The sequence below is a fragment of the Kitasatospora sp. NPDC086009 genome, assembly GCF_044540385.1.
Classification (GTDB): domain Bacteria; phylum Actinomycetota; class Actinomycetes; order Streptomycetales; family Streptomycetaceae; genus Kitasatospora.
Window position 1 is genome coordinate 165,419 of record NZ_JBITSA010000001.1, and the last position, 18,363, is coordinate 183,781.

The following is an 18,363-nucleotide window of genomic DNA, read 5'->3' on the forward strand; positions in this document are numbered from 1 at the left end:
GCGCATCACCACGGGCAAATATGTAGACCGGTCTACCTTCCAAGGCCAGCCCCGCCCCCCGCACCAACACGCCGGAGTGGGAAGTCGGCCTGTCCGACTTCCCACTCCGGCCTCCGCTCTTCAGAGGCGCTCAGGCATCCGCCGACCAAATATGTAGACCGGTCTACATCGTTGTCAGTCACTCTCCGCCCCACCTGCACGAGAAGTCGGCCCGGTCGACTTCCCACTCCGCTCCGGGTGAGGCGAGCGCACGCAATCCACCCACTAGGTAGACCGGTCGACCTATTCCTCGCCAGCCCCCGCGGACCCAGCGCCCCCCGCGGACGACCGCACATCGCGCCAGACCGCCGACAGGGCGCCCGCCACCTGCAACGCGGTGACTGGCGCACCCGGCACGCCCAGCGCCCCCTCGTCGCTCGCCACGCCCACACCTGCGCCAACACCCCCCACCAACCCCGCTGCGCGGCGGCCGGCCAGGCCGTGCAGGTACGCCGCCACCGATGCCGCGTCCAGCGCGGTCAGGCCGGCCGCCAGCAGGGAGCCGGCCAGGCCGGCGAGGACGTCGCCGCTCCCGGCCGTCGCCAGCCACGGGGTGCCGGTCGGGTTGACCCGCACCGCGCCTCCCGGGTCCGCGATCACCGTGGTGGAGCCCTTCAGCAGCACCGTCGCCCGGTACGCGGCGGCGAGTCGGCGCGCGGTGGTCAGCCGGGCGGCGGCCAGGTCGTCGGCCGGCGGCGGTGCGGTGCCCGCAGCCCCCGCCCCCGCCAGCAGCCGGGCCGCCTCACCGGTGTGCGGGGTGAGCAGCGTGGGCGCCGTCCGCCCCGTCAGGGCCTGCGGGCCGAGTCGGCCCAGTTCGGTGAGCCCGTCCGCGTCCACCAGCACGGGCACGTCGCTCGCCAGCGCCTCGCCGAGCGTCTGCCGGGCTCCGTCCCCGCCGCCCGGGCCGACCACCCAGGCCTGCACCCGCCCGGCCCCGGCCGGTCCGCCCTCGGTGACCAGCACTTCGGGGAACCGTCGCACCACCTCCTCGGCCGCCGAGCCGACGTACCGCACCGCCCCCGCGCCACCGCGCAGCGCCCCGGCGACCGCCAGCAGTGCGGCCCCCGGATACGTCGCCGAGCCGGCCGCCACCCCGACGACGCCGCGCCGGTACTTGTCGCTCTCCGCTCCCGGGACCGGCAGCAGCGCCGCCACCTCGGCGTGCTGCAGGGCCTCCACGTCGGCCGTCGGCAGCTCCAACCCGATCTCCACCAGTTGCACCACACCGGCGTAGGAGGCTCCTGGATCGATCAACAGCCCGGGCTTGTGGGTGCCGAAGCAGACCGTGACGTCCGCCCGCAGCGCCGCTCCCGCCACCTCACCGGTGTCGGCGTCCACACCGCTGGGCACGTCCACCGCGACCACCACACCCCGACGCGCCGCCCGTGCGTACGGCTCCGCCTCCGGGCGCAGCCCGCCCCGGCCGCCGATGCCGACGATGCCGTCCAGCACCAGGTCCGCGCGCGAGAAGTCGGCCAGGCCGACTTCCTGCTCCAGTACGACCCGCCCGCGCGCGGCCCGCAGCGCGGCCAGCCCGTCCACGTGCGCGCGCTCGGGCGCGAGCAGTACCGCCGTCACCCGCGCGCCCCGCCGGGCCAGTGCCGCGCCGGCGTACAGCGCGTCACCCCCGTTGTCCCCGCTGCCCGCGAGCACCACCACCCGGCTCCCGTACACCCGGCCTCGACGGCGCGTCAGCAGCCGGGCGCAGGTGGCGGCGAGACCGGCGGCGGCCCGTTGCATCAGGGTGCCCTCGGGCAGCCGGGCCATCAGTTCGGCCTCGGCGGCCCGGACCTGTTCGACACGGTGAGCACGGCGCATGCGCAAGCCCCTAACCCTCGGCTGACCCTCGGCAACGACTACCGCCGACGCTACGCCCGCGTCGTGGCCGAGCGACACCTGCCACGAGCCGACGCCGCGTTCGGCTGCCCCGCAGACCCTCCCACCACGGTGCTCCCCCGCTTCGCGAACACCTACCGTGTCGCCCACGAGGGCCGGCGGAAGCAAGGAGAGGCAGTAAGGAGAAGGGCCGGGGTCGCCACGCCGGCGGTCGAGCGCCCCGCCGGGGCCCGGGGAAGTCCTCCGGGCGTTCCTGGGGCCGGGAACACCACCGGCTTCAAGGCCGTGCCGATCGGGGGCGACATCGTCCTGACGCCACGCCGGACGGAGCGCACGAGGCCGCGTCCGCACCGCTCGACCGGCAGTTCATCCGAAAGGCCGCGATCGAGTTCGACCTTCCGGGCCACCACCAGGGCCCGATCGAGCGGGGCCCGACCGCGCGGGGTGTGGCCCAATCGAGCGTGGCCCGACCGCGCCGATCGGACGGTTCACCCCCGGCGGCACCATCAGTCCGGTCGGGGCACTTCCCGAGCCCGAGCGCCGGCTCCCGGCCGGAGGCGTCCGGCGTCCGGCGTCCGGCGTCCTCATGGTCTTCGAGGTGACGTCGCCCGAATGGTCTTCGAGGTGACGTCGCCCGACCCGGTCAAGGACCGGCCGACCACGGCAGCCACCGCGACCGCGACGAGGCCCCGTTCAGCGAAGCTGATCGACCCGCCCCGTTCCCCCCGCCGCTCGACACGGTGCCCCTGCGGTAGGACGCAGCCACCGCAGGGGCACCACCCGAGTCAGAACGGCGATCGGCTACTCGACGGTGACCGACTTCGCCAGGTTGCGCGGCTGGTCGACCTCGTGGCCCTTGGCCGTGGCCAGCTCGCAGGCGAAGACCTGCAGCGGCACGGTGGAGACCAGCGGCTGCAGCAGGGTCGGCGTCACGGGGATGCGGATCAGGTGGTCCGCGTACGGGACGACCGCCTCGTCGCCCTCCTCCGCGATGACGATGGTGCGCGCACCGCGGGCCCGGATCTCCTGGATGTTGGAGACGATCTTGTCGTGCAGGATCGACCGCCCGCGCGGCGACGGAACGACCACCACGACCGGCAGCCCCTCCTCGATCAGCGCGATCGGCCCGTGCTTCAGCTCGCCCGCCGCGAAGCCCTCGGCGTGCATGTACGCCAGCTCCTTGAGCTTGAGCGCGCCCTCCAGGGCCACCGGGAAGCCGACGTGCCGGCCGAGGAACAGCACGGACTTGGCGTCGGCCAGCGAACGCGCCAGCTCGCGCACCGGCTCCATGGTCTGGAGCACCTGCTCGACCTGCTTGGGCGCGTCGCCGAGCTCCTTGATGACCGCGGAGATCTCGTCGCCCCACTTGGTGCCGCGCACCTGGCCCAGGTAGAGCGCGACCAGGTAGCAGGCGACCAGCTGGGTCAGGAACGCCTTGGTGGAGGCGACCGCCACCTCCGGGCCGGCGTGCGTGTAGAGCACCGCGTCCGACTCGCGCGGGATGGTCGAGCCGTTGGTGTTGCAGATCGCCAGCACCTTGGCGCCCTGCTCGCGCGCGTGCCGCAGCGCCATCAGGGTGTCCATGGTCTCGCCGGACTGCGAGATCGCGATGACCAGCGTGCCCGGGCCCATGATCGGGTCGCGGTAGCGGAACTCCGAGGCGACCTCGACCTCGCAGGGGATGCGGGTCCAGTGCTCGATCGCGTACTTGGCGATCATGCCGGCGTGGAAGGCCGTGCCACAGGCGACGATGACGACCTTGTCCACCGAGCGCAGGTCAGCGTCGGAGATCCGCAGCTCGTCGAGGGTGAGCCGGCCGTCGGTGCCGATCCGGCCGAGGAGGGTGTCGGCGACGGCCTTCGGCTGCTCGGCGATCTCCTTGAGCATGAAGTAGTCGTAGCCGCCCTTCTCGGCGGCCGAGGCGTCCCAGTCGACGTGGTACTCGCGCACCTCGGCCGGGTTGCCGTCGAAGTCGGTCACCGTGACGCCGTCCCGGCGCAGCTCGACGACCTGGTCCTGACCGAGCTCGATCGCCTCACGGGTGTGGGCGATGAACGCGGCCACGTCCGAGGCGAGGAAGTTCTCGCCCTCGCCGCGCCCGACCACCAGCGGCGAGTTGCGGCGCGCGCCGACCACGACGTCCGGCGCGTCGGCGTGCACGGCGACGAGGGTGAACGCGCCGTCCAGCCGGCGGCAGACGATCCGCATGGCCTCCGCGAGGTCGCCCTCGTACACCTCGGCCAGCAGGTGCGCGACGACCTCGGTGTCCGTCTCGGAGCGCAGCGTGCGGCCGCGCTCGGTCAGCTCCGCCCGCAGCTGGGCGAAGTTCTCGATGATGCCGTTGTGGACCACGGCCACCCGGACGGCGTCGTCCAGGTGGGGGTGGGCATTGGCGTCCGTCGGGCCGCCGTGGGTGGCCCATCGGGTGTGGCCGATGCCGGTGGTGCCGCCGGGAAGAGGGGTCTCGGCGAGCGACTTCTCCAGGTTGGCGAGCTTGCCCGCCCGCTTGTCGGTGGCGAGGCTCCACTGCCCGTCGGAGCCCTGCACCTGCACCGCGACACCGGCCGAGTCGTAGCCCCGGTACTCCAGTCGCTGCAGGCCTGCGATTACTACATCAAGGGCGGGCTGAGAGCCCACGTATCCAACGATTCCGCACATGCGTGCCAGCATAAGGGCGCCCGGGACGCCCCATTCGCACCCTTCCCCCACCGTGCGTGACCGACACCACAGCCACCGTGAACGCCGCTACGGCCCACAATGGAGCATGTGCTGACCGAACTCTGTACGCGGGGCGCCGCCACGCCCGGCCCGTCGCCGTCCCCCTACGTGGACCTCAGCCGGGCCGAGTGGAGCGCGCTGCGCGAGCGTACGCCGCTGCCGCTGACCGCCGAGGAGGTGGAACGGCTGCGCGGTCTCGGCACCGCCCTCGACCTGGACGAGGTCCGTGACGTCTACCTGCCGCTGTCCCGCCTGCTGAACCTCTACATCCACGCCACCCACGACCTGCGGGGCGCGCTGGGCACCTTCCTGGACACGCCGGACACCGAACGCACCCGCACGCCGTTCATCATCGGCGTGGCCGGCTCCGTCGCGGTCGGCAAGTCCACCACCGCCCGTCTGCTCCAGGCGCTGCTGGCCCGCTGGCCCGAGCACCCCCGGGTCGAGCTGGTCACCACCGACGGGTTCCTGCTGCCCAACGCCGAGCTGCGCAGGCGCGGTCTGATGGCCCGCAAGGGCTTCCCGGAGTCCTACGACCGCCGTGCGCTGATGCGCTTCGTGGCGGACGTGAAGGCCGGCAAGGAGCTGGTCACCGCGCCGGTGTACTCGCACCTGGTGTACGACATCGTGCCCGGCGAGCGGCTGACCGTGGAGCGTCCGGACATCCTCATCGTCGAGGGCCTGAACGTGCTCCAGCCGGCCCTGCCCGGAACGGACGGCCGGACCAGGCTCGCGGTCACCGACTACTTCGACTTCTCCATCTACGTCGACGCCCGCACCGACGACATCGAGAACTGGTACCTGGACCGCTTCCGCAAGCTGCGGCAGACCGCCTTCCAGGACCCGAACTCCTACTTCCGCCGCTTCACCGAGGTGCCGGAGGAGGAGGCGATGGAGTACGGCCGCCAGGTCTGGCGCACCATCAACAAGCCGAACCTGCTGGAGAACGTGCTGCCCACCCGCGGCCGCGCGACCCTCGTCCTGCAGAAGGGCCAGGACCACAAGGTCCGCCGCGCGCTGCTGCGCAAGCTCTGACCTGGGCCGCCCCGACAGAACGCCGCAGGGCCCCCGCCGTTCGTCACGGCGGGGGCCCTGCGCACACGCTGAGCGGGCGTCAGCCCAGGTACGTGCGGACGGCCTCGGCCAGCCGCTCGGCGACGGCCTTGGCCTGCACCTGGTCGGCGGCCTCGACCATCACCCGGACCAGCGGCTCGGTGCCCGAGGGGCGCAGCAGCACCCGGCCGGTGGAGCCCAACTCGGCCTCGGCCTCGGCGACCGCCGCGGACAGCTCGACGCAGGAGTTCACCCGGCTCTTGTCCACGCCCTTGACGTTGATCAGCAGCTGCGGAAGCCGGGTCATCACGGCGGCCAGGTCGGCCAGCGGCTGCTTGGTGGCGGCCAGCCGGGCGCCCAGCATCAGACCGGTCAGGGTGCCGTCACCGGTGGTGGCGTGGTCCAGCAGGATGACGTGGCCGGACTGCTCGCCGCCGAGCGCGAAGCCGTGCTCCTTCATCGCCTCCAGCACGTAGCGGTCGCCGACCGCGGTCTGCACCAGCTCCACGCCCTCGCGCTCCATCGCCAGCTTGAAGCCCAGGTTGGACATCACGGTGGCGACGGCGGTGTTGCCGCGCAGGGTGCCGGCCTCCTTCATGGCGACGGCCAGGATCGCGATGATCTGGTCGCCGTCGACCTCGTTGCCCTCCGCGTCGGCGGCCAGGCAGCGGTCGGCGTCGCCGTCGAGCGCGATGCCGAGGTCGGCCCGGTACTCCTTCATCGCGGCCTGCAGCCGGTCCAGGTGGGTGGAGCCGACGCCGTCGTTGATGTTGAGACCGGTGGGCTCCGCCCCCAGGGTGTGGACGACCTCGGCGCCGGCCCGGGCGAACGCCTCGGGGGCGACGTAGGCGGCCGCGCCGTGCGCGCCGTCGATGACGACCCGGATGCCGTCCAGGCGGTTGGGCAGCACGCCGATCAGGTGGGCGACGTACTTGTCGAAGCCCTCGGTGTACTCGCGGACCCGGCCGACGGCCTCGCCGGTCGGGCGCTTCCACTCCTCGCCGCCGACGGCGTGGGCGTGGTAGTGCGCCTCGATGGCGTCCTCGATCCGGTCGTCCAGCTTGTGGCCGCCCCGGGCGAGGAACTTGATGCCGTTGTCCGGCATGGCGTTGTGGCTGGCGGAGAGCATCACGCCGAAGTCGGCGCCGAGGGCGCCGGTGAGGTAGGCCACCGCCGGGGTGGGCAGCACGCCGACCCGCAGTACGTCGACGCCCGCGCTCGCCAGGCCGGCGATGACCGCGGCCTCCAGGAACTCGCCCGAGGCGCGCGGGTCGCGGCCGACCACCGCGACCGGCCGGTGGCCGTCGAAGGCCCCCGCCTCACCGAGGACGTGCGCCGACGCGACGGACAGCCCGAGCGCCAGCTCCGCCGTCAGCCCCACGTTGGCCACACCGCGTACGCCGTCCGTACCGAAGAGTCGTCCCACTGTCCCGTCCTCCATCACCGCTGCTGGCAGGTAAACCCGGCAGTCCATTCGATCGAATCCCCGGCCTTCGCACCATGCGCGGGGAGCACGACGCCCCGGAGTACACGGGGTACTCCGGGGCGTGAGAGCGCAACCGGGGGTGTGCACCACCAGGGCGGCACACACCCCCTCGGGCGCGACTAGCGCTTGCTGTACTGCGGGGCCTTACGGGCCTTCTTGAGACCGGCCTTCTTGCGCTCGACGGCACGCGCGTCACGCATCAGGAAGCCGGCCTTCTTGAGGGCGGCGCGGTTGTTGTCCACGTCGGCCTCGTTCAGGGCGCGGGCCACGCCGAGGCGCAGCGCGTAGGCCTGACCGGAGGTGCCGCCACCCGAGATGCGGGCGACGACGTCGTAACGACCGTCCAGCTCCAGCAGCTTGAAGGGCTCGTTCACGGTCTGCTGGTGCACCTTGTTGGGGAAGTAGTTCTCCAGGGTGCGACCGTTGATCTTCCAGACGCCGGTGCCCGGGACGATGCGCACGCGGGCGATCGCCTCCTTGCGGCGGCCAAGGCCGGCGCCGGGGACGGCCTCGCCGAAGCGGCCGGCCAGCGACTCGGAGGTGTAGCTCTCCTCGGAGGTGAACTCGCCCTCGACGACGGTCTCGTCGAAGTCGACCTCAAGGGTTTCAGTGGTCTCGGCCACGGTGTTCCTCAGCTCTTTTCAGTGTTGGGGGGCTAGGTGGCCGGAGTTACTGCGCGACCTGGGTGATCTCGAACGGCACCGGCTGCTGCGCAGCGTGGGGGTGCTGGTCGCCCGAGTAGACCTTCAGCTTCGAGAGCATCTGGCGACCCAGGGTGTTCTTGGGGATCATGCCCTTGATGGCCTTCTCGACGGCCTTCTCCGGGTTGTTCGCCAGGAGGTCGTCGTAGCGGACCGAGCGGAGACCGCCCGGGAAGCCGCTGTGGCGGTACGCCAGCTTCTGGGTCTTCTTGTTACCCGACAGGTGCACCTTGTCCGCGTTGATGATGATGACGAAGTCACCGGTGTCAACGTGCGGCGCGTAGATCGCCTTGTGCTTACCCCGGAGGATGTTGGCGGCCTGGGAGGCCAGGCGGCCGAGCACGACGTCGGTCGCGTCGATGACGTGCCACTGACGCTGGACGTCGCCGGGCTTGGGGCTGTACGTACGCACGGTCGTAGCCTCTGCTTTTCAGTGAGTGAGTCCTGACAGGAGCACCCGGTCGAGGGCATCAGCCTGGCCGCCTTGGACGCAATTCAAGGGGAGCCGCTGGGGTCGTCGACCTGATATCTCCGGCGTACCGACCTCTCACGTGAGATAGAGCGAGCCAATACGCACAACAAGCCCCCAGGCTACCGGGCGCGCCGGGGTCGGTCAAAATCCCCCCTCGGCGTCCGGGCCGGAAAGCGGCCCGGACGGCCCCCGATCGGTGCTCCCGCACCGCCCGGGCGGGGCTCCGGTCAGCGCTCGCGCTCGACCCGGGTGACGTCCCAGACCGGGTCCGCGGACTCGTACACACGGCCGTCCGCGCCGAAGACCAGGAAGCGGTCGAAGGTCTTGGCGAACCACCGGTCGTGCGTGACGCACAACACGGTGCCGTCGAAGGCCTCCAGGCCGGCCTGCAGCGCCTCGGCGCTCTCCAGGTCCAGGTTGTCGGTCGGCTCGTCCAGCAACAGCGCTGTCACGCCGTCCAGTTCGAGCTTGAGGATCATCAGCCGGGCCTGTTGGCCGCCGGACAGCGACTCGAACTTCTGCTCCTCCTGGCGGTCCAGCTCGTAGCGCCGCAGCGCCCCCATCGCGGCGCCGCGGCTGAGCGCGTGCTCCTCCTCGACGATCGAGCGCACCGTGCGGCCGAAGAGCTCCGGGTGGGCGTGGGTCTGCCGGAAGTGGCCCGGCACGACACGGGCGCCGAGCTTCCACTGACCCGTGTGGGCGACCGTCTCGTCGCCGGCGAGCAGCCGCAGGAAGTGCGACTTGCCCGAGCCGTTGGAGCCCAGCACGCCGATCCGCTCGCCGTAGAAGACCTCCAGGTCGAACGGCTTCATCAGGCCGGTGAGCTCCAGCTGCTCCATGGTGAAGGCCCGGACGCCCGTCCGGCCGCCCTTGAGCCGCATGGTGATGTTCTGCTCGCGGGGCGGCTCCTCCGGGCGGCCCGCCTCCTCGAACTTCTTCAGCCTGGTCTGCGCCGCGGCGTAGCGGGTGGCCAGCGCGTGGCTGACCGAGGCGGCCTGGCGCAGGGTGACCACCAGCTTCTTGAGCTTGGCGTGCTCCTCGTCCCAGCGCCGGCCGAGTTCCTCGAAGCGGGCGAAGCGGTCCTTGCGGGCCTCGTGGAAGGAGTCGAAGCCGCCGCCGTGCACCCAGACGCTGCTGCCGGCCGCGCCGGACTCGACGCTGATGATCTTCTCGGCGGTACGGGAGAGCAGTTCGCGGTCGTGCGAGATGTAGAGCACGGTCTTGGAGGTGGCCTTGATCGCCTCCTCCAGCCAGCGCTTGCCGGGGACGTCCAGGTAGTTGTCCGGCTCGTCCAGCAGCAGCACCTCTTCGGGGCCGCGCAGCAGGGCCTCCAGGACGAGGCGCTTCTGCTCCCCGCCGGAGAGCGTGTTCAGCCCGCGCCACTGGGCCTTGTCGAAGGGCATCCCGAGGGCCGCCGTGGTGCAGACGTCCCAGTCGGTCTCGTAGTCGTAGCCGCCGACGTCGGCCCAGTCGGAGAGCGCCTGGGCGTAGGCCATCTGCGTCTTCTCGTCGTCCTGGGCGATCATCGCCAGCTCGGCGGCGTCGACCGCGCGGGCGGCGACGGCGATCCGCTCGGGGGCCACCGAGACCAGCAGGTCGCGGACGGAGGCGTCGGCGGCCAGCGGGGCCGGGCCCTGCCGGTCCTCGTCGTCCTGCTTCGCCTCGCGCCCGGTGGTGCCGACGAACTGGCGCATCACGCCGAGGCCGCCGCTGATCGTGACCGAGCCGCCGTGCGGCTGGAGGTCGCCCGCGATCATGCGCAGCAGGGTGGTCTTGCCGGCGCCGTTGGCGCCCACCAGGGCGACCGCGGAGCCCTCGCCGACCCGGAAGGACGCGTCGTCGAACAGCACCCGCCCGTCCGGCAGGTAGTACTCAAGGTGCGAAATCTCGACGTGTCCCATGCGGACGATTCTCCCAAGCCGCGGCCCAGGACCAAAACGGATTAGCCGACCACCGGCTGTCCCGGCAGCGTCCTGATCCGGCGGGCCAGCCGGCTGCGCTCGGCGAGCTGGTCGTCGGCCGGGTAGCCGACCTCCTCCAGCGTCAGCCCGTACGGCCGGATCACGTTGACCGCGGAGTTGCGCACCCCGCCGGCCAGCACCTCGCCGGGGAACTCCACCGGCCGGTGCCCGTCGCCGACCAGCAGCATCGCGCCGACCAGGGCCCGCACCATGTTGTGGCAGAAGGCGTCGGCGCGGACGGTGGCGACCGCCAGCGAGCCCTCCTGCGAGGCGTAGGAGTCGACCGGGACGCGGTCCCAGCGCAGTTCCAGCAGCGTGCGGATGGTCGTCGCGCCCTCGCGCTTCTTGCAGTACGCGGCGAAGTCGTGCTCCCCCAGCAGCAGCGCCGCGGCCGCGTTCATCCGCTCGACGTCCAGCGGCCGGTCGTGCCAGAGCACATGGCCGCGCAGCAGCGGGTCCACCCCGCCGGGGTGGTCGGCGACGCGGTAGGCGTAGCGGCGCCAGATCGCCGAGAAGCGGGCGTCGAAGCCGGCCGGCGCCTCGCCGATCCGGTAGATCCGGACGTCCCCGGGCAGCCGCCCGGCCAGCCTGCGCAGCAGCTTCTCGCGGTGCGCGGCCCACAGCTCGGCCGGCAGGTCGACGTGCGCGACCTGGCCGCGCGCGTGCACGCCGGCGTCGGTCCGTCCGGCGACCGTCAGCGGGTACAGCTCGGTGCTGCGGGTGACGATCTGCAGCGCGCTCTCGATCTCCTCCTGCACCGTGCGGCGGCCACCGCGCTGGCGGGCCCAGCCGGAGAACTCCGCGCCCTGGTAGGCGAGGTCGAGCCGGACCCGGACGTACCCGTCGGCCGGGCCGTCCTTCACCGGCGGACGCTCGGCGCAATCGTCGATCACTGCTTCACTCCAGACAGAAGGAACGGGCCCGCTCCCCCACGGAATGGGAGAGCGGGCCCGCACTGCACCCAAAGGCGTCAGGCCTGCTCGGCCTCGGCCTCGTCGGCCTTGGTGTCCTCGACCTTGGTCTCCTCGACCTTGGCCTCGGCCTCCTTGACGGCGCGCTTGGTGGCACCCTCGGCCTCGCCGACGGCGGTCTGCGCGACGGTCAGCGCCTCGACCAGCTCGATCACGGCCATCGGGGCGTTGTCGCCACGACGGGGACCGATCTTGGTGATACGGGTGTAGCCACCGGGGCGGTTCTCGTAGCGCGGCGCGATCTCGGTGAAGAGGGTGTGCAGCACGGAGATGTCGGTGATCGTCTTGCGAACCAGACGACGGTTGTGGATGTCGCCCTTCTTCGCCTTGGTGATCAGCTTCTCCGCCAGCGGGCGCATCCGACGGGCCTTGGCCTCGGTCGTGGTGATGCGGCCGTACTGGAACAGCTCCCGGCACAGGCCGGCCAGCAGCAGCGGCTCGTGGTGGGGGCCGCCGCCGAGGCGGGCACCCTTGGTGGGACGCGGCATGGAATTACTCCTTGAATCTCCGACTGCGGCCGTACCAGGTACCGCAGCGGGCGTACGGACACGGTGCCCGTACGGCTTTCATGATGACGGGGGCGGCTCCGGGGAACCGCCCCCACCAGCAAACTCTTAGTACTGCTCGGTCTCCGCGTAACCCGCGTCGTCCAGGTCGTCGGCGCCGAAGGCGTCGGCGGCGGCGGTCGGGTCGAACCCGGGCGGGCTGTCCTTGAGGGCCAGGCCCATGCCGGCCAGCTTCGCCTTGACCTCGTCGATCGACTTCGCACCGAAGTTGCGGATGTCGAGCAGGTCGGCCTCGGAGCGGGCGACGAGCTCACCCACGGTGTGGATGCCCTCGCGCTTGAGGCAGTTGTACGACCGAACGGTGAGCTCGAGCTCCTCGATCGGCAGCGCCAGGTCGGCGGCCAGGGCGGCGTCCGTGGGGGACGGGCCCATGTCGATGCCCTCGGCGTCGATGTTCAGCTCGCGGGCGAGACCGAACAGCTCCACCAGGGTCTTGCCGGCCGAGGCCATGGCGTCACGCGGGCGCATGGCGGGCTTGGTCTCGACGTCGACGATCAGCTTGTCGAAGTCGGTCCGCTGCTCGACACGGGTCGCCTCGACCTTGTAGGTGACCTTCAGCACGGGGCTGTAGATCGAGTCGACCGGGATGCGGCCGATCTCCTGGCCGGAAGCCTTGTTCTGCACGGCGGAGACGTAGCCGCGACCGCGCTCGACGGTCAGCTCCATCTCCAGCTTGCCCTTGCCGTTCAGCGTGGCGAGGACCAGCTCGGGGTTGTGCACCTCGACACCGGCCGGCGGCGCGATGTCGGCGGCGGTGACCACACCCGGGCCCTGCTTGCGCAGGTACATCACGACCGGCTCGTCGTGCTCCGAGGAGACGACCAGCTGCTTGATGTTGAGGATGAGGTCGGTGACGTCCTCCTTGACGCCCGGCACGGTGGTGAACTCGTGCAGGACGCCGTCGACCCGGATGCTGGTGACAGCGGCACCGGGGATCGAGGAGAGGAGCGTGCGGCGAAGGGAGTTGCCGAGGGTGTAGCCGAAGCCCGGCTCCAGCGGCTCGATCACGAACCGCGAGCGGAATTCGTCGACGACCTCTTCGGTCAGCGAGGGGCGCTGAGCGATCAGCATGTTTTCAGATCCTCCAGTTGTCTTCGGCACCCACTATTTGATGCCGAACAGAACCAGCGTACGGGGTCCCGGACGAACCGGGACCCCGTACGCGGTGTCAAGCGAACACCAGTGCCCGAAGGCGCTGCGTCAGACGCGGCGGCGCTTCGGCGGACGGCAGCCGTTGTGCGGGGTGGGGGTGACGTCCTGGATCGAGCCCACCTCCAGGCCGGTGGCCTGGAGCGAGCGGATCGCGGTCTCACGGCCGGAGCCCGGACCCTTGACGAAGACGTCGACCTTGCGCATGCCGTGCTCCTGCGCGCGACGGGCAGCGGCCTCGGCGGCCATCTGCGCGGCGAACGGGGTGGACTTGCGCGAGCCCTTGAAGCCGACGTGGCCGGCGGAGGCCCAGGAGATCACGTTGCCCGCGGGGTCGGTGATCGAAACGATGGTGTTGTTGAACGTGCTCTTGATGTGCGCGTGGCCGTGAGCGACGTTCTTCTTTTCCTTGCGGCGGATCTTCTTCGCGCCGGCAGCCTGACGACCCTTGGGGGGCATAAGTCTGTTCTCCTACTGAGGTGGTCGGTCCGCTGACCCGCGGGCCGGAGGGATGTCCGGTGACGGGACGGACTACTTCTTGCCCGGCTTCTTCTTGCCGGCGATCGCGCGACGCGGGCCCTTGCGGGTACGCGCGTTGGTGTGGGTGCGCTGACCGCGGACCGGCAGGCCGCGGCGGTGACGCAGACCCTCGTAGCAGCCGATCTCGACCTTGCGGCGGATGTCGGCGGCCACCTCACGGCGGAGGTCACCCTCGACCGTGTAGTTGGCGTCGATGTACTGACCCAGCTTGACGAGGTCTTCCTCGGAGATGTCGCGAACGCGGACATCCGGGCTGACACCGGTCTCGGTCAGGGTCTGCTGGGCGCGGGTACGACCGATGCCGTACACGTAGGTAAGGGCGATCTCGATCCGCTTCTCACGGGGGAGATCAACGCCGGCGAGGCGTGCCATTCAAGGCTCCTGTGTTTCTTCAGAGGTCTTGCGTGCTACCTACTCCGACACCTCACGGTGTGGGAGCCCCGGCCTCTGACCGGGGGTGGCAGTCCGCCCTGCGAAGGGCGGATCGGGTAGCCCGCTTATGACGTTTTCGCGTCGCGCGAAGTACTACGAGAAATGCTGGGGAGAACTGATCAGCCCTGGCGCTGCTTGTGGCGCAGGTTGTCGCAGATCACCATGACCCGGCCGTGACGGCGGATCACCTTGCACTTGTCGCAGATCTTCTTGACGCTCGGCTTGACCTTCATGCTTCAGGTTCTCCGGGTCTAGATCTGACGTTCTTACTTGTAGCGGTAGACGATCCGGCCACGCGTGAGGTCGTAGGGGCTGAGCTCCACCACGACCCGGTCGTCCGGCAGGATGCGGATGTAGTGCATGCGCATCTTGCCGCTGATGTGCGCGAGGACCTTGTGACCGTTCTGCAGCTCGACCTTGAACATCGCGTTCGGAAGAGACTCGATCACGGTGCCCTCGATCTCAATGGCGCCTTGCTTCTTAGCCATGAACTGCGAGATCCACCTTCCGGGACCGGCTACCGTATGCGGCACGCTCGTGCGAACCTGGGTCCACCCCGTCCCCCGAGAGGGAAGAGGGCGTGCTGGAGCACGCTACGAGTGAGCCGACGGTCCATCCTACGCCAGTGCGCCCGATGGGCCAAAACGAGGCCGCCGGACGCGGCCGGCGCCGCCCGTCCGGCCGTCACAGGCCGGGGCTGACCACCAGCGGCTCGACGTGGGCGGTGCAGGCGCTGCAGCGGCGCGCGGCCTGCGGTATCTCGGTCAGGCACTCGGGGCAGGGGCGCTTCGGGGACTTCGGCTTCTTCGGCAGGTAGCGGGCGGTGGCCTTGGTCACCGGCAGCACGACGCAGAAGTACAGCACCGCGGCGGTCATGAGGAACGCGATCAGCACGTTGAGGAACTGCCCCCACGGGAAGATGACCCCGCCCAGGTTGGCCTTGTAGGAGCTGAAGTCGCCGGCGGCACCGACCACCACGCCGACCAGCGGGGTGAGGAAGGCCGACACGAAGCCGGTCACCACGCCGGTGAAGGCCGCACCGATGACGACACCGACGGCCATGTCGACCACGTTGCCGCGCATCATGAAGTCGCGGAATCCCTTGAGCACTGCACTCTCCTGCTTGATCGAAGCCGCTGAAGCCAGTGAAGCCACTGCCAGCCGATAAAAATAGGACAAAAGCCCTGGAGGTCCAAACCCCCAGGGCTCTGATCCGTTGTCGGGCGCGGTAGTTGACCGCCTCCGCGACTACCCGAGGGGGTCCGGAGCTGCGGTGATGCCCAGCTTCGCGAGTTCGGCGCGGCCGCCGTCGAAGGCCGTCAGGACCAGCGGGCCCTGCTCGGTGACGGCCACCGAGTGCTCCCAGTGCGAGGCCCAGGTGCCGTCGGTGGTCACGACGGTCCAGTCGTCCTCCAGCACGGTGGTGTGCGGAGTGCCCAGCGAGACCATCGGCTCGATCGCCAGCACGGTGCCGGGGATCAGCTTGGGGCCCTTGCCGCGCCCCCGCTCGACGTAGTTCAGCACGTGCGGCTCCATGTGCATCGCGGTGCCGATGCCATGGCCGCCGTAGCCCTCGGTGATGCCCCACTTGCCCTTCGGCGGGAGCGGCTGGCGCCGGATGAAGCCCTCGATCGCCTTGGAGACGTCCGCCAGGCGGTTGCCCTTCTTCATCTGGGCGATGCCGGCCCACATCGAGCCCTCGGTGACCCGGCTGAGCATCTCCACCTCGGGGCGGACCTCGCCGACCGCCACGGTGATCGCCGCGTCGCCGTGCCAGCCGTCCACGATGGCGCCGCAGTCGATCGAGATGACGTCGCCCTCCTGGAGCACCCGGTCGCCGGGGATGCCGTGCACGACCTCGTTGTTCACCGAGGCGCAGATCACCCCGGGGAACCAGAGCCCGCCGTGGTCGGCGCGGAAGTTCGAGGTGGCGCCGTGGTCGGTGATGACCTTGTCCGCGATGTCGTTGAGCTCCTGGGTGGTCACCCCCGGAGCGACCGCCTCCCGGCAGGCCTTGAGCGCCTCGGCGACGACCAGCCCGGCCACTCGCATCTTCGCGATCTGCTCGGGGGTCTTGATCTCCACCATCTGGTCACGCCTTCCTAGGGTTCCCGCCCGGTCCTTGCCGGACGGCCGTGCACTCGTTCCACCGTACGACGCCGTACGGCCGCGCTGCCCCGGCGAGGGGCGGCGCGGCCGTACGGCGTCGCTCGGTAATGTCAGTTGTCCTGCTTCAGCGCCTCGATCGCGCGCTGGGTCACCTCGTCCACCTTGCCGAGCGCGGGGATCGTCGCCACCAGGCCCTGCTGGGCGTAGTAGTCGATGATCGGCTCGGTCTCGGTGTGGTAGACCTCCAGCCGCGTCCGCACCTTCTCCTCGGTGTCGTCCGAGCGCTGGTACAGCTCGCCGCCGCACTCGTCGCAGACGCCCTCGGCCTTCGGCGGGTTGTAGTCCACGTGGAACACGTGGCCCCCGTCGTTGCGGCACAGGCGACGGCCGGCGATCCGGCGGACGACCTCGTCCTCGGGAACCTCCAGGTCCAGCACGCCGTCCAGCGCGATGCCCTGCTCGGCCAGGAACTCGTCCAGCGCCTTGGCCTGGCCAAGGTTGCGCGGGAAGCCGTCGAGCAGGAAGCCGTTGCCGGCGTCGGGCTGGAGCATGCGGTCCTTGGCCATCCCGATGGTGACCTCATCCGGTACCAGGCGACCCGCGTCCATGAAGCTCTTGGCCTCGAGCCCCAGCGGGGTGCCCTGACCGATGTTGGCGCGGAACAGGTCGCCGGTGGAGATGTGGGGAATGGACAGGGTCTTGGCGAGCAGGTGCGCCTGAGTACCCTTCCCGGCCCCGGGAGGTCCGACGAGGACGATACGCATCAGCGGAGGAACCCTTCGTAATTGCGCTGCTGGAGCTGGCTCTCGATCTGCTTCACAGTTTCGAGTCCGACGCCGACGACGATGAGAACGCTGGTGCCGCCGAACGGGAAGTTGGTCTGCTGCCCGAAGGCCACCAGGGCGATCATCGGGATCAACGCGATCAGGCCCAGGTAGAGCGAACCCGGCCACGTGATGCGGGTGAGCACGTAGTTCAGGTACTCGGCCGTCGGCCGGCCGGCCCGGATGCCCGGGATGAACCCACCATACTTCTTCATATTGTCGGCAACTTCTTCGGGGTTGAAGGAGATGGCGACGTAGAAGAAGGCGAAGAAGACGATCAGCAGGAAGTAGGTGGCCATGTAGACCGGGTGGTCACCCTTGACGAAGTTGGTCCTGATCCACGTCGCCCAGCCGGCCTGGCTGCTGGTCAGCTGGACCACCAGGGCGGGGATGTACAGCAGCGACGAGGCGAAGATGACCGGGATGACACCGGCCTGGTTCACCTTGAGGGGGATGTAGGTCGAGGTGCCGCCGAAGGCGCGGCGCCCGATCATCCGCTTCGCGTACTGCACCGGGATCCGGCGCTGCGCCTGCTCCACGAAGATGACCAGCATCACAACGATGACGCCGACCGCGACCACGGAGAGGAACTCGACCCAGCCGCCGCCGATGGTGCCGGAGGTCTTGATCGCCCACATCGAGCCCGGGAAGCCCGAGGCGATCGAGGTGAAGATGAGGATCGACATGCCGTTGCCGATGCCGCGGTCGGTGATCAGCTCACCCAGCCACATGATGAACGTGGTGCCGGCGGTCATCGTGATCACCATGACGGCGATCCGGAACACCGACTGGTCCGGCACGATCTGGTTGGCGTAGACGCAACCCGAGAACAGCGCGCCGCTGGAGGCCGTCGCCACGATGCCGGTGCCCTGGAGCACGGCGAGCGCGATGGTCAGGTAGCGGGTGTACTGGGTGATCTTCGCGGTACCGGCCTGCCCCTCCTTCTTCAGCGCCTCGAGCCGCGGGATCACGACGGTGAGGAGCTGGAGGATGATGCTGGCCGTGATGTACGGCATGATGCCGAGCGCGAAGATCGTGAGCTGGAGGAGCGCGCCACCACTGAACAGGTTGACGAGCCCGAACAATCCGCTGCTCTTGGTGTCCTTCACACATTCGTTGACAGCTTGGAAGCTGACCCCGGGTACCGGGACGTGGGAGCCCAGCCGGAACAGCACCATGATGCCCAGCGTGAACAGCAGCTTCTTGCGCAGGTCGGGCGTCTGGAACGCCCGCGCGAACGCACTGAGCACGGTGCCTCCTGCGCCTCCCGCGCGTCGTCGGCGGGAGGGTCGGTCCTGAATGGGGAGTTTGCGGTTCGGGCCCCCGTACAGACGGCACAGGCGAGCCTACGCGCAGCCTACAAGGGAACTCCACGGACTCTAACAGTGCGCGGCCGCTCGAAAGAAGCGCGTACGGCCCCTCCCCCACTCACGGGGTACGGGATGCCCGGGTTTGCCACACAAAAGAACGAGGCCCGTACCCGCTTGAGTGCGGCTACGGACCACC

General features: G+C 70.2%; 18 protein-coding genes. 1 reads left to right on the plus strand and 17 read right to left on the minus strand.

From position 1 onward, the window contains the following. Positions 1 to 282 precede the first annotated feature (282 nt). Together ACIF6L_RS00725 and glmS are read right to left on the minus strand one after the other, a co-directional pair. Positions 283 to 1,857, minus strand: coding sequence for an NAD(P)H-hydrate dehydratase (locus tag ACIF6L_RS00725; protein WP_396485623.1), 1,575 nt, complete (start codon positions 1,855 to 1,857; stop codon positions 283 to 285). 819 nt (positions 1,858 to 2,676) lie between these two features. Continuing rightward, positions 2,677 to 4,533, minus strand: a complete 1,857-nt coding sequence (glmS, locus tag ACIF6L_RS00730; protein WP_329488100.1) for a glutamine--fructose-6-phosphate transaminase (isomerizing) — start codon at positions 4,531 to 4,533, stop codon at positions 2,677 to 2,679. A gap of 99 nt (positions 4,534 to 4,632) precedes the next feature. Between glmS and coaA the strand changes: the two genes are divergently transcribed. Next, positions 4,633 to 5,628 (plus strand): type I pantothenate kinase, encoded by a 996-nt coding sequence (gene coaA / locus ACIF6L_RS00735; RefSeq protein ID WP_352286377.1) that lies wholly within the window; start codon positions 4,633 to 4,635, stop codon positions 5,626 to 5,628. A 79-nt stretch (positions 5,629 to 5,707) separates the two neighbouring features. Here the strand turns inward: coaA and glmM are convergent, their stop codons facing one another. From glmM to secY, 15 genes are all read right to left on the minus strand, one after another. Next, entirely contained in the window at positions 5,708 to 7,072 is a 1,365-nt protein-coding gene (gene glmM / locus ACIF6L_RS00740) for a phosphoglucosamine mutase (RefSeq protein ID WP_396485625.1), read from the minus strand. A gap of 179 nt (positions 7,073 to 7,251) precedes the next feature. Next, the gene (gene rpsI / locus ACIF6L_RS00745; protein ID WP_329488104.1) at positions 7,252 to 7,755 is read right to left on the minus strand and encodes a 30S ribosomal protein S9; all 504 of its coding nucleotides are present in this window, start codon (positions 7,753 to 7,755) and stop codon (positions 7,252 to 7,254) included. Positions 7,756 to 7,801: 46 nt separating this feature from the next. Then, a complete protein-coding gene (gene rplM / locus ACIF6L_RS00750) occupies positions 7,802 to 8,245 on the minus strand; it encodes a 50S ribosomal protein L13 (RefSeq protein ID WP_329488106.1) in 444 nt (147 codons plus the stop codon). Positions 8,246 to 8,532: 287 nt separating this feature from the next. Further along, a complete protein-coding gene (locus ACIF6L_RS00755) occupies positions 8,533 to 10,206 on the minus strand; it encodes an ABC-F family ATP-binding cassette domain-containing protein (protein WP_396485628.1) in 1,674 nt (557 codons plus the stop codon). Positions 10,207 to 10,247: 41 nt separating this feature from the next. Next, entirely contained in the window at positions 10,248 to 11,159 is a 912-nt protein-coding gene (gene truA, locus ACIF6L_RS00760) for a tRNA pseudouridine(38-40) synthase TruA (protein ID WP_329488110.1), read from the minus strand. A 77-nt stretch (positions 11,160 to 11,236) separates the two neighbouring features. Continuing rightward, positions 11,237 to 11,725, minus strand: a complete 489-nt coding sequence (rplQ, locus tag ACIF6L_RS00765; RefSeq protein WP_329488111.1) for a 50S ribosomal protein L17 — start codon at positions 11,723 to 11,725, stop codon at positions 11,237 to 11,239. Positions 11,726 to 11,851: 126 nt separating this feature from the next. After that, complete coding sequence (locus tag ACIF6L_RS00770) at positions 11,852 to 12,874, minus strand: DNA-directed RNA polymerase subunit alpha (RefSeq protein WP_030232516.1); 1,023 nt, start codon at positions 12,872 to 12,874, stop codon at positions 11,852 to 11,854. A 129-nt stretch (positions 12,875 to 13,003) separates the two neighbouring features. Continuing rightward, a complete protein-coding gene (rpsK, locus tag ACIF6L_RS00775) occupies positions 13,004 to 13,411 on the minus strand; it encodes a 30S ribosomal protein S11 (protein ID WP_030232513.1) in 408 nt (135 codons plus the stop codon). A gap of 72 nt (positions 13,412 to 13,483) precedes the next feature. Continuing rightward, positions 13,484 to 13,864 carry a 30S ribosomal protein S13 gene (gene rpsM, locus ACIF6L_RS00780; protein ID WP_396485630.1) on the minus strand — a complete coding sequence of 127 codons (381 nt, stop codon included), beginning with the start codon at positions 13,862 to 13,864 and terminating at the stop codon, positions 13,484 to 13,486. A 179-nt stretch (positions 13,865 to 14,043) separates the two neighbouring features. Next, on the minus strand, positions 14,044 to 14,157 hold the full coding sequence (rpmJ, locus tag ACIF6L_RS00785) for a 50S ribosomal protein L36 (RefSeq protein ID WP_003956441.1): 114 nt from the start codon (positions 14,155 to 14,157) through the stop codon (positions 14,044 to 14,046). Positions 14,158 to 14,190: 33 nt separating this feature from the next. Continuing rightward, the gene (gene infA / locus ACIF6L_RS00790) at positions 14,191 to 14,412 is read right to left on the minus strand and encodes a translation initiation factor IF-1 (protein WP_003956442.1); all 222 of its coding nucleotides are present in this window, start codon (positions 14,410 to 14,412) and stop codon (positions 14,191 to 14,193) included. Between the two features lie 196 nt (positions 14,413 to 14,608). Beyond that, positions 14,609 to 15,034: a large conductance mechanosensitive channel protein MscL gene (gene mscL, locus ACIF6L_RS00795; protein WP_329488115.1), complete on the minus strand. Its 426-nt coding sequence runs from the start codon at positions 15,032 to 15,034 to the stop codon at positions 14,609 to 14,611. A gap of 138 nt (positions 15,035 to 15,172) precedes the next feature. Beyond that, positions 15,173 to 16,012, minus strand: a complete 840-nt coding sequence (gene map / locus ACIF6L_RS00800) for a type I methionyl aminopeptidase (protein WP_329488116.1) — start codon at positions 16,010 to 16,012, stop codon at positions 15,173 to 15,175. Positions 16,013 to 16,143: 131 nt separating this feature from the next. Next, positions 16,144 to 16,797 (minus strand): adenylate kinase, encoded by a 654-nt coding sequence (locus tag ACIF6L_RS00805; protein WP_329488117.1) that lies wholly within the window; start codon positions 16,795 to 16,797, stop codon positions 16,144 to 16,146. Next, positions 16,797 to 18,107: a preprotein translocase subunit SecY gene (secY, locus tag ACIF6L_RS00810; RefSeq protein WP_329488118.1), complete on the minus strand. Its 1,311-nt coding sequence runs from the start codon at positions 18,105 to 18,107 to the stop codon at positions 16,797 to 16,799. The genes ACIF6L_RS00805 and secY overlap by 1 nt, the downstream gene beginning before the upstream one ends. Positions 18,108 to 18,363: the final 256 nt, after the last annotated feature.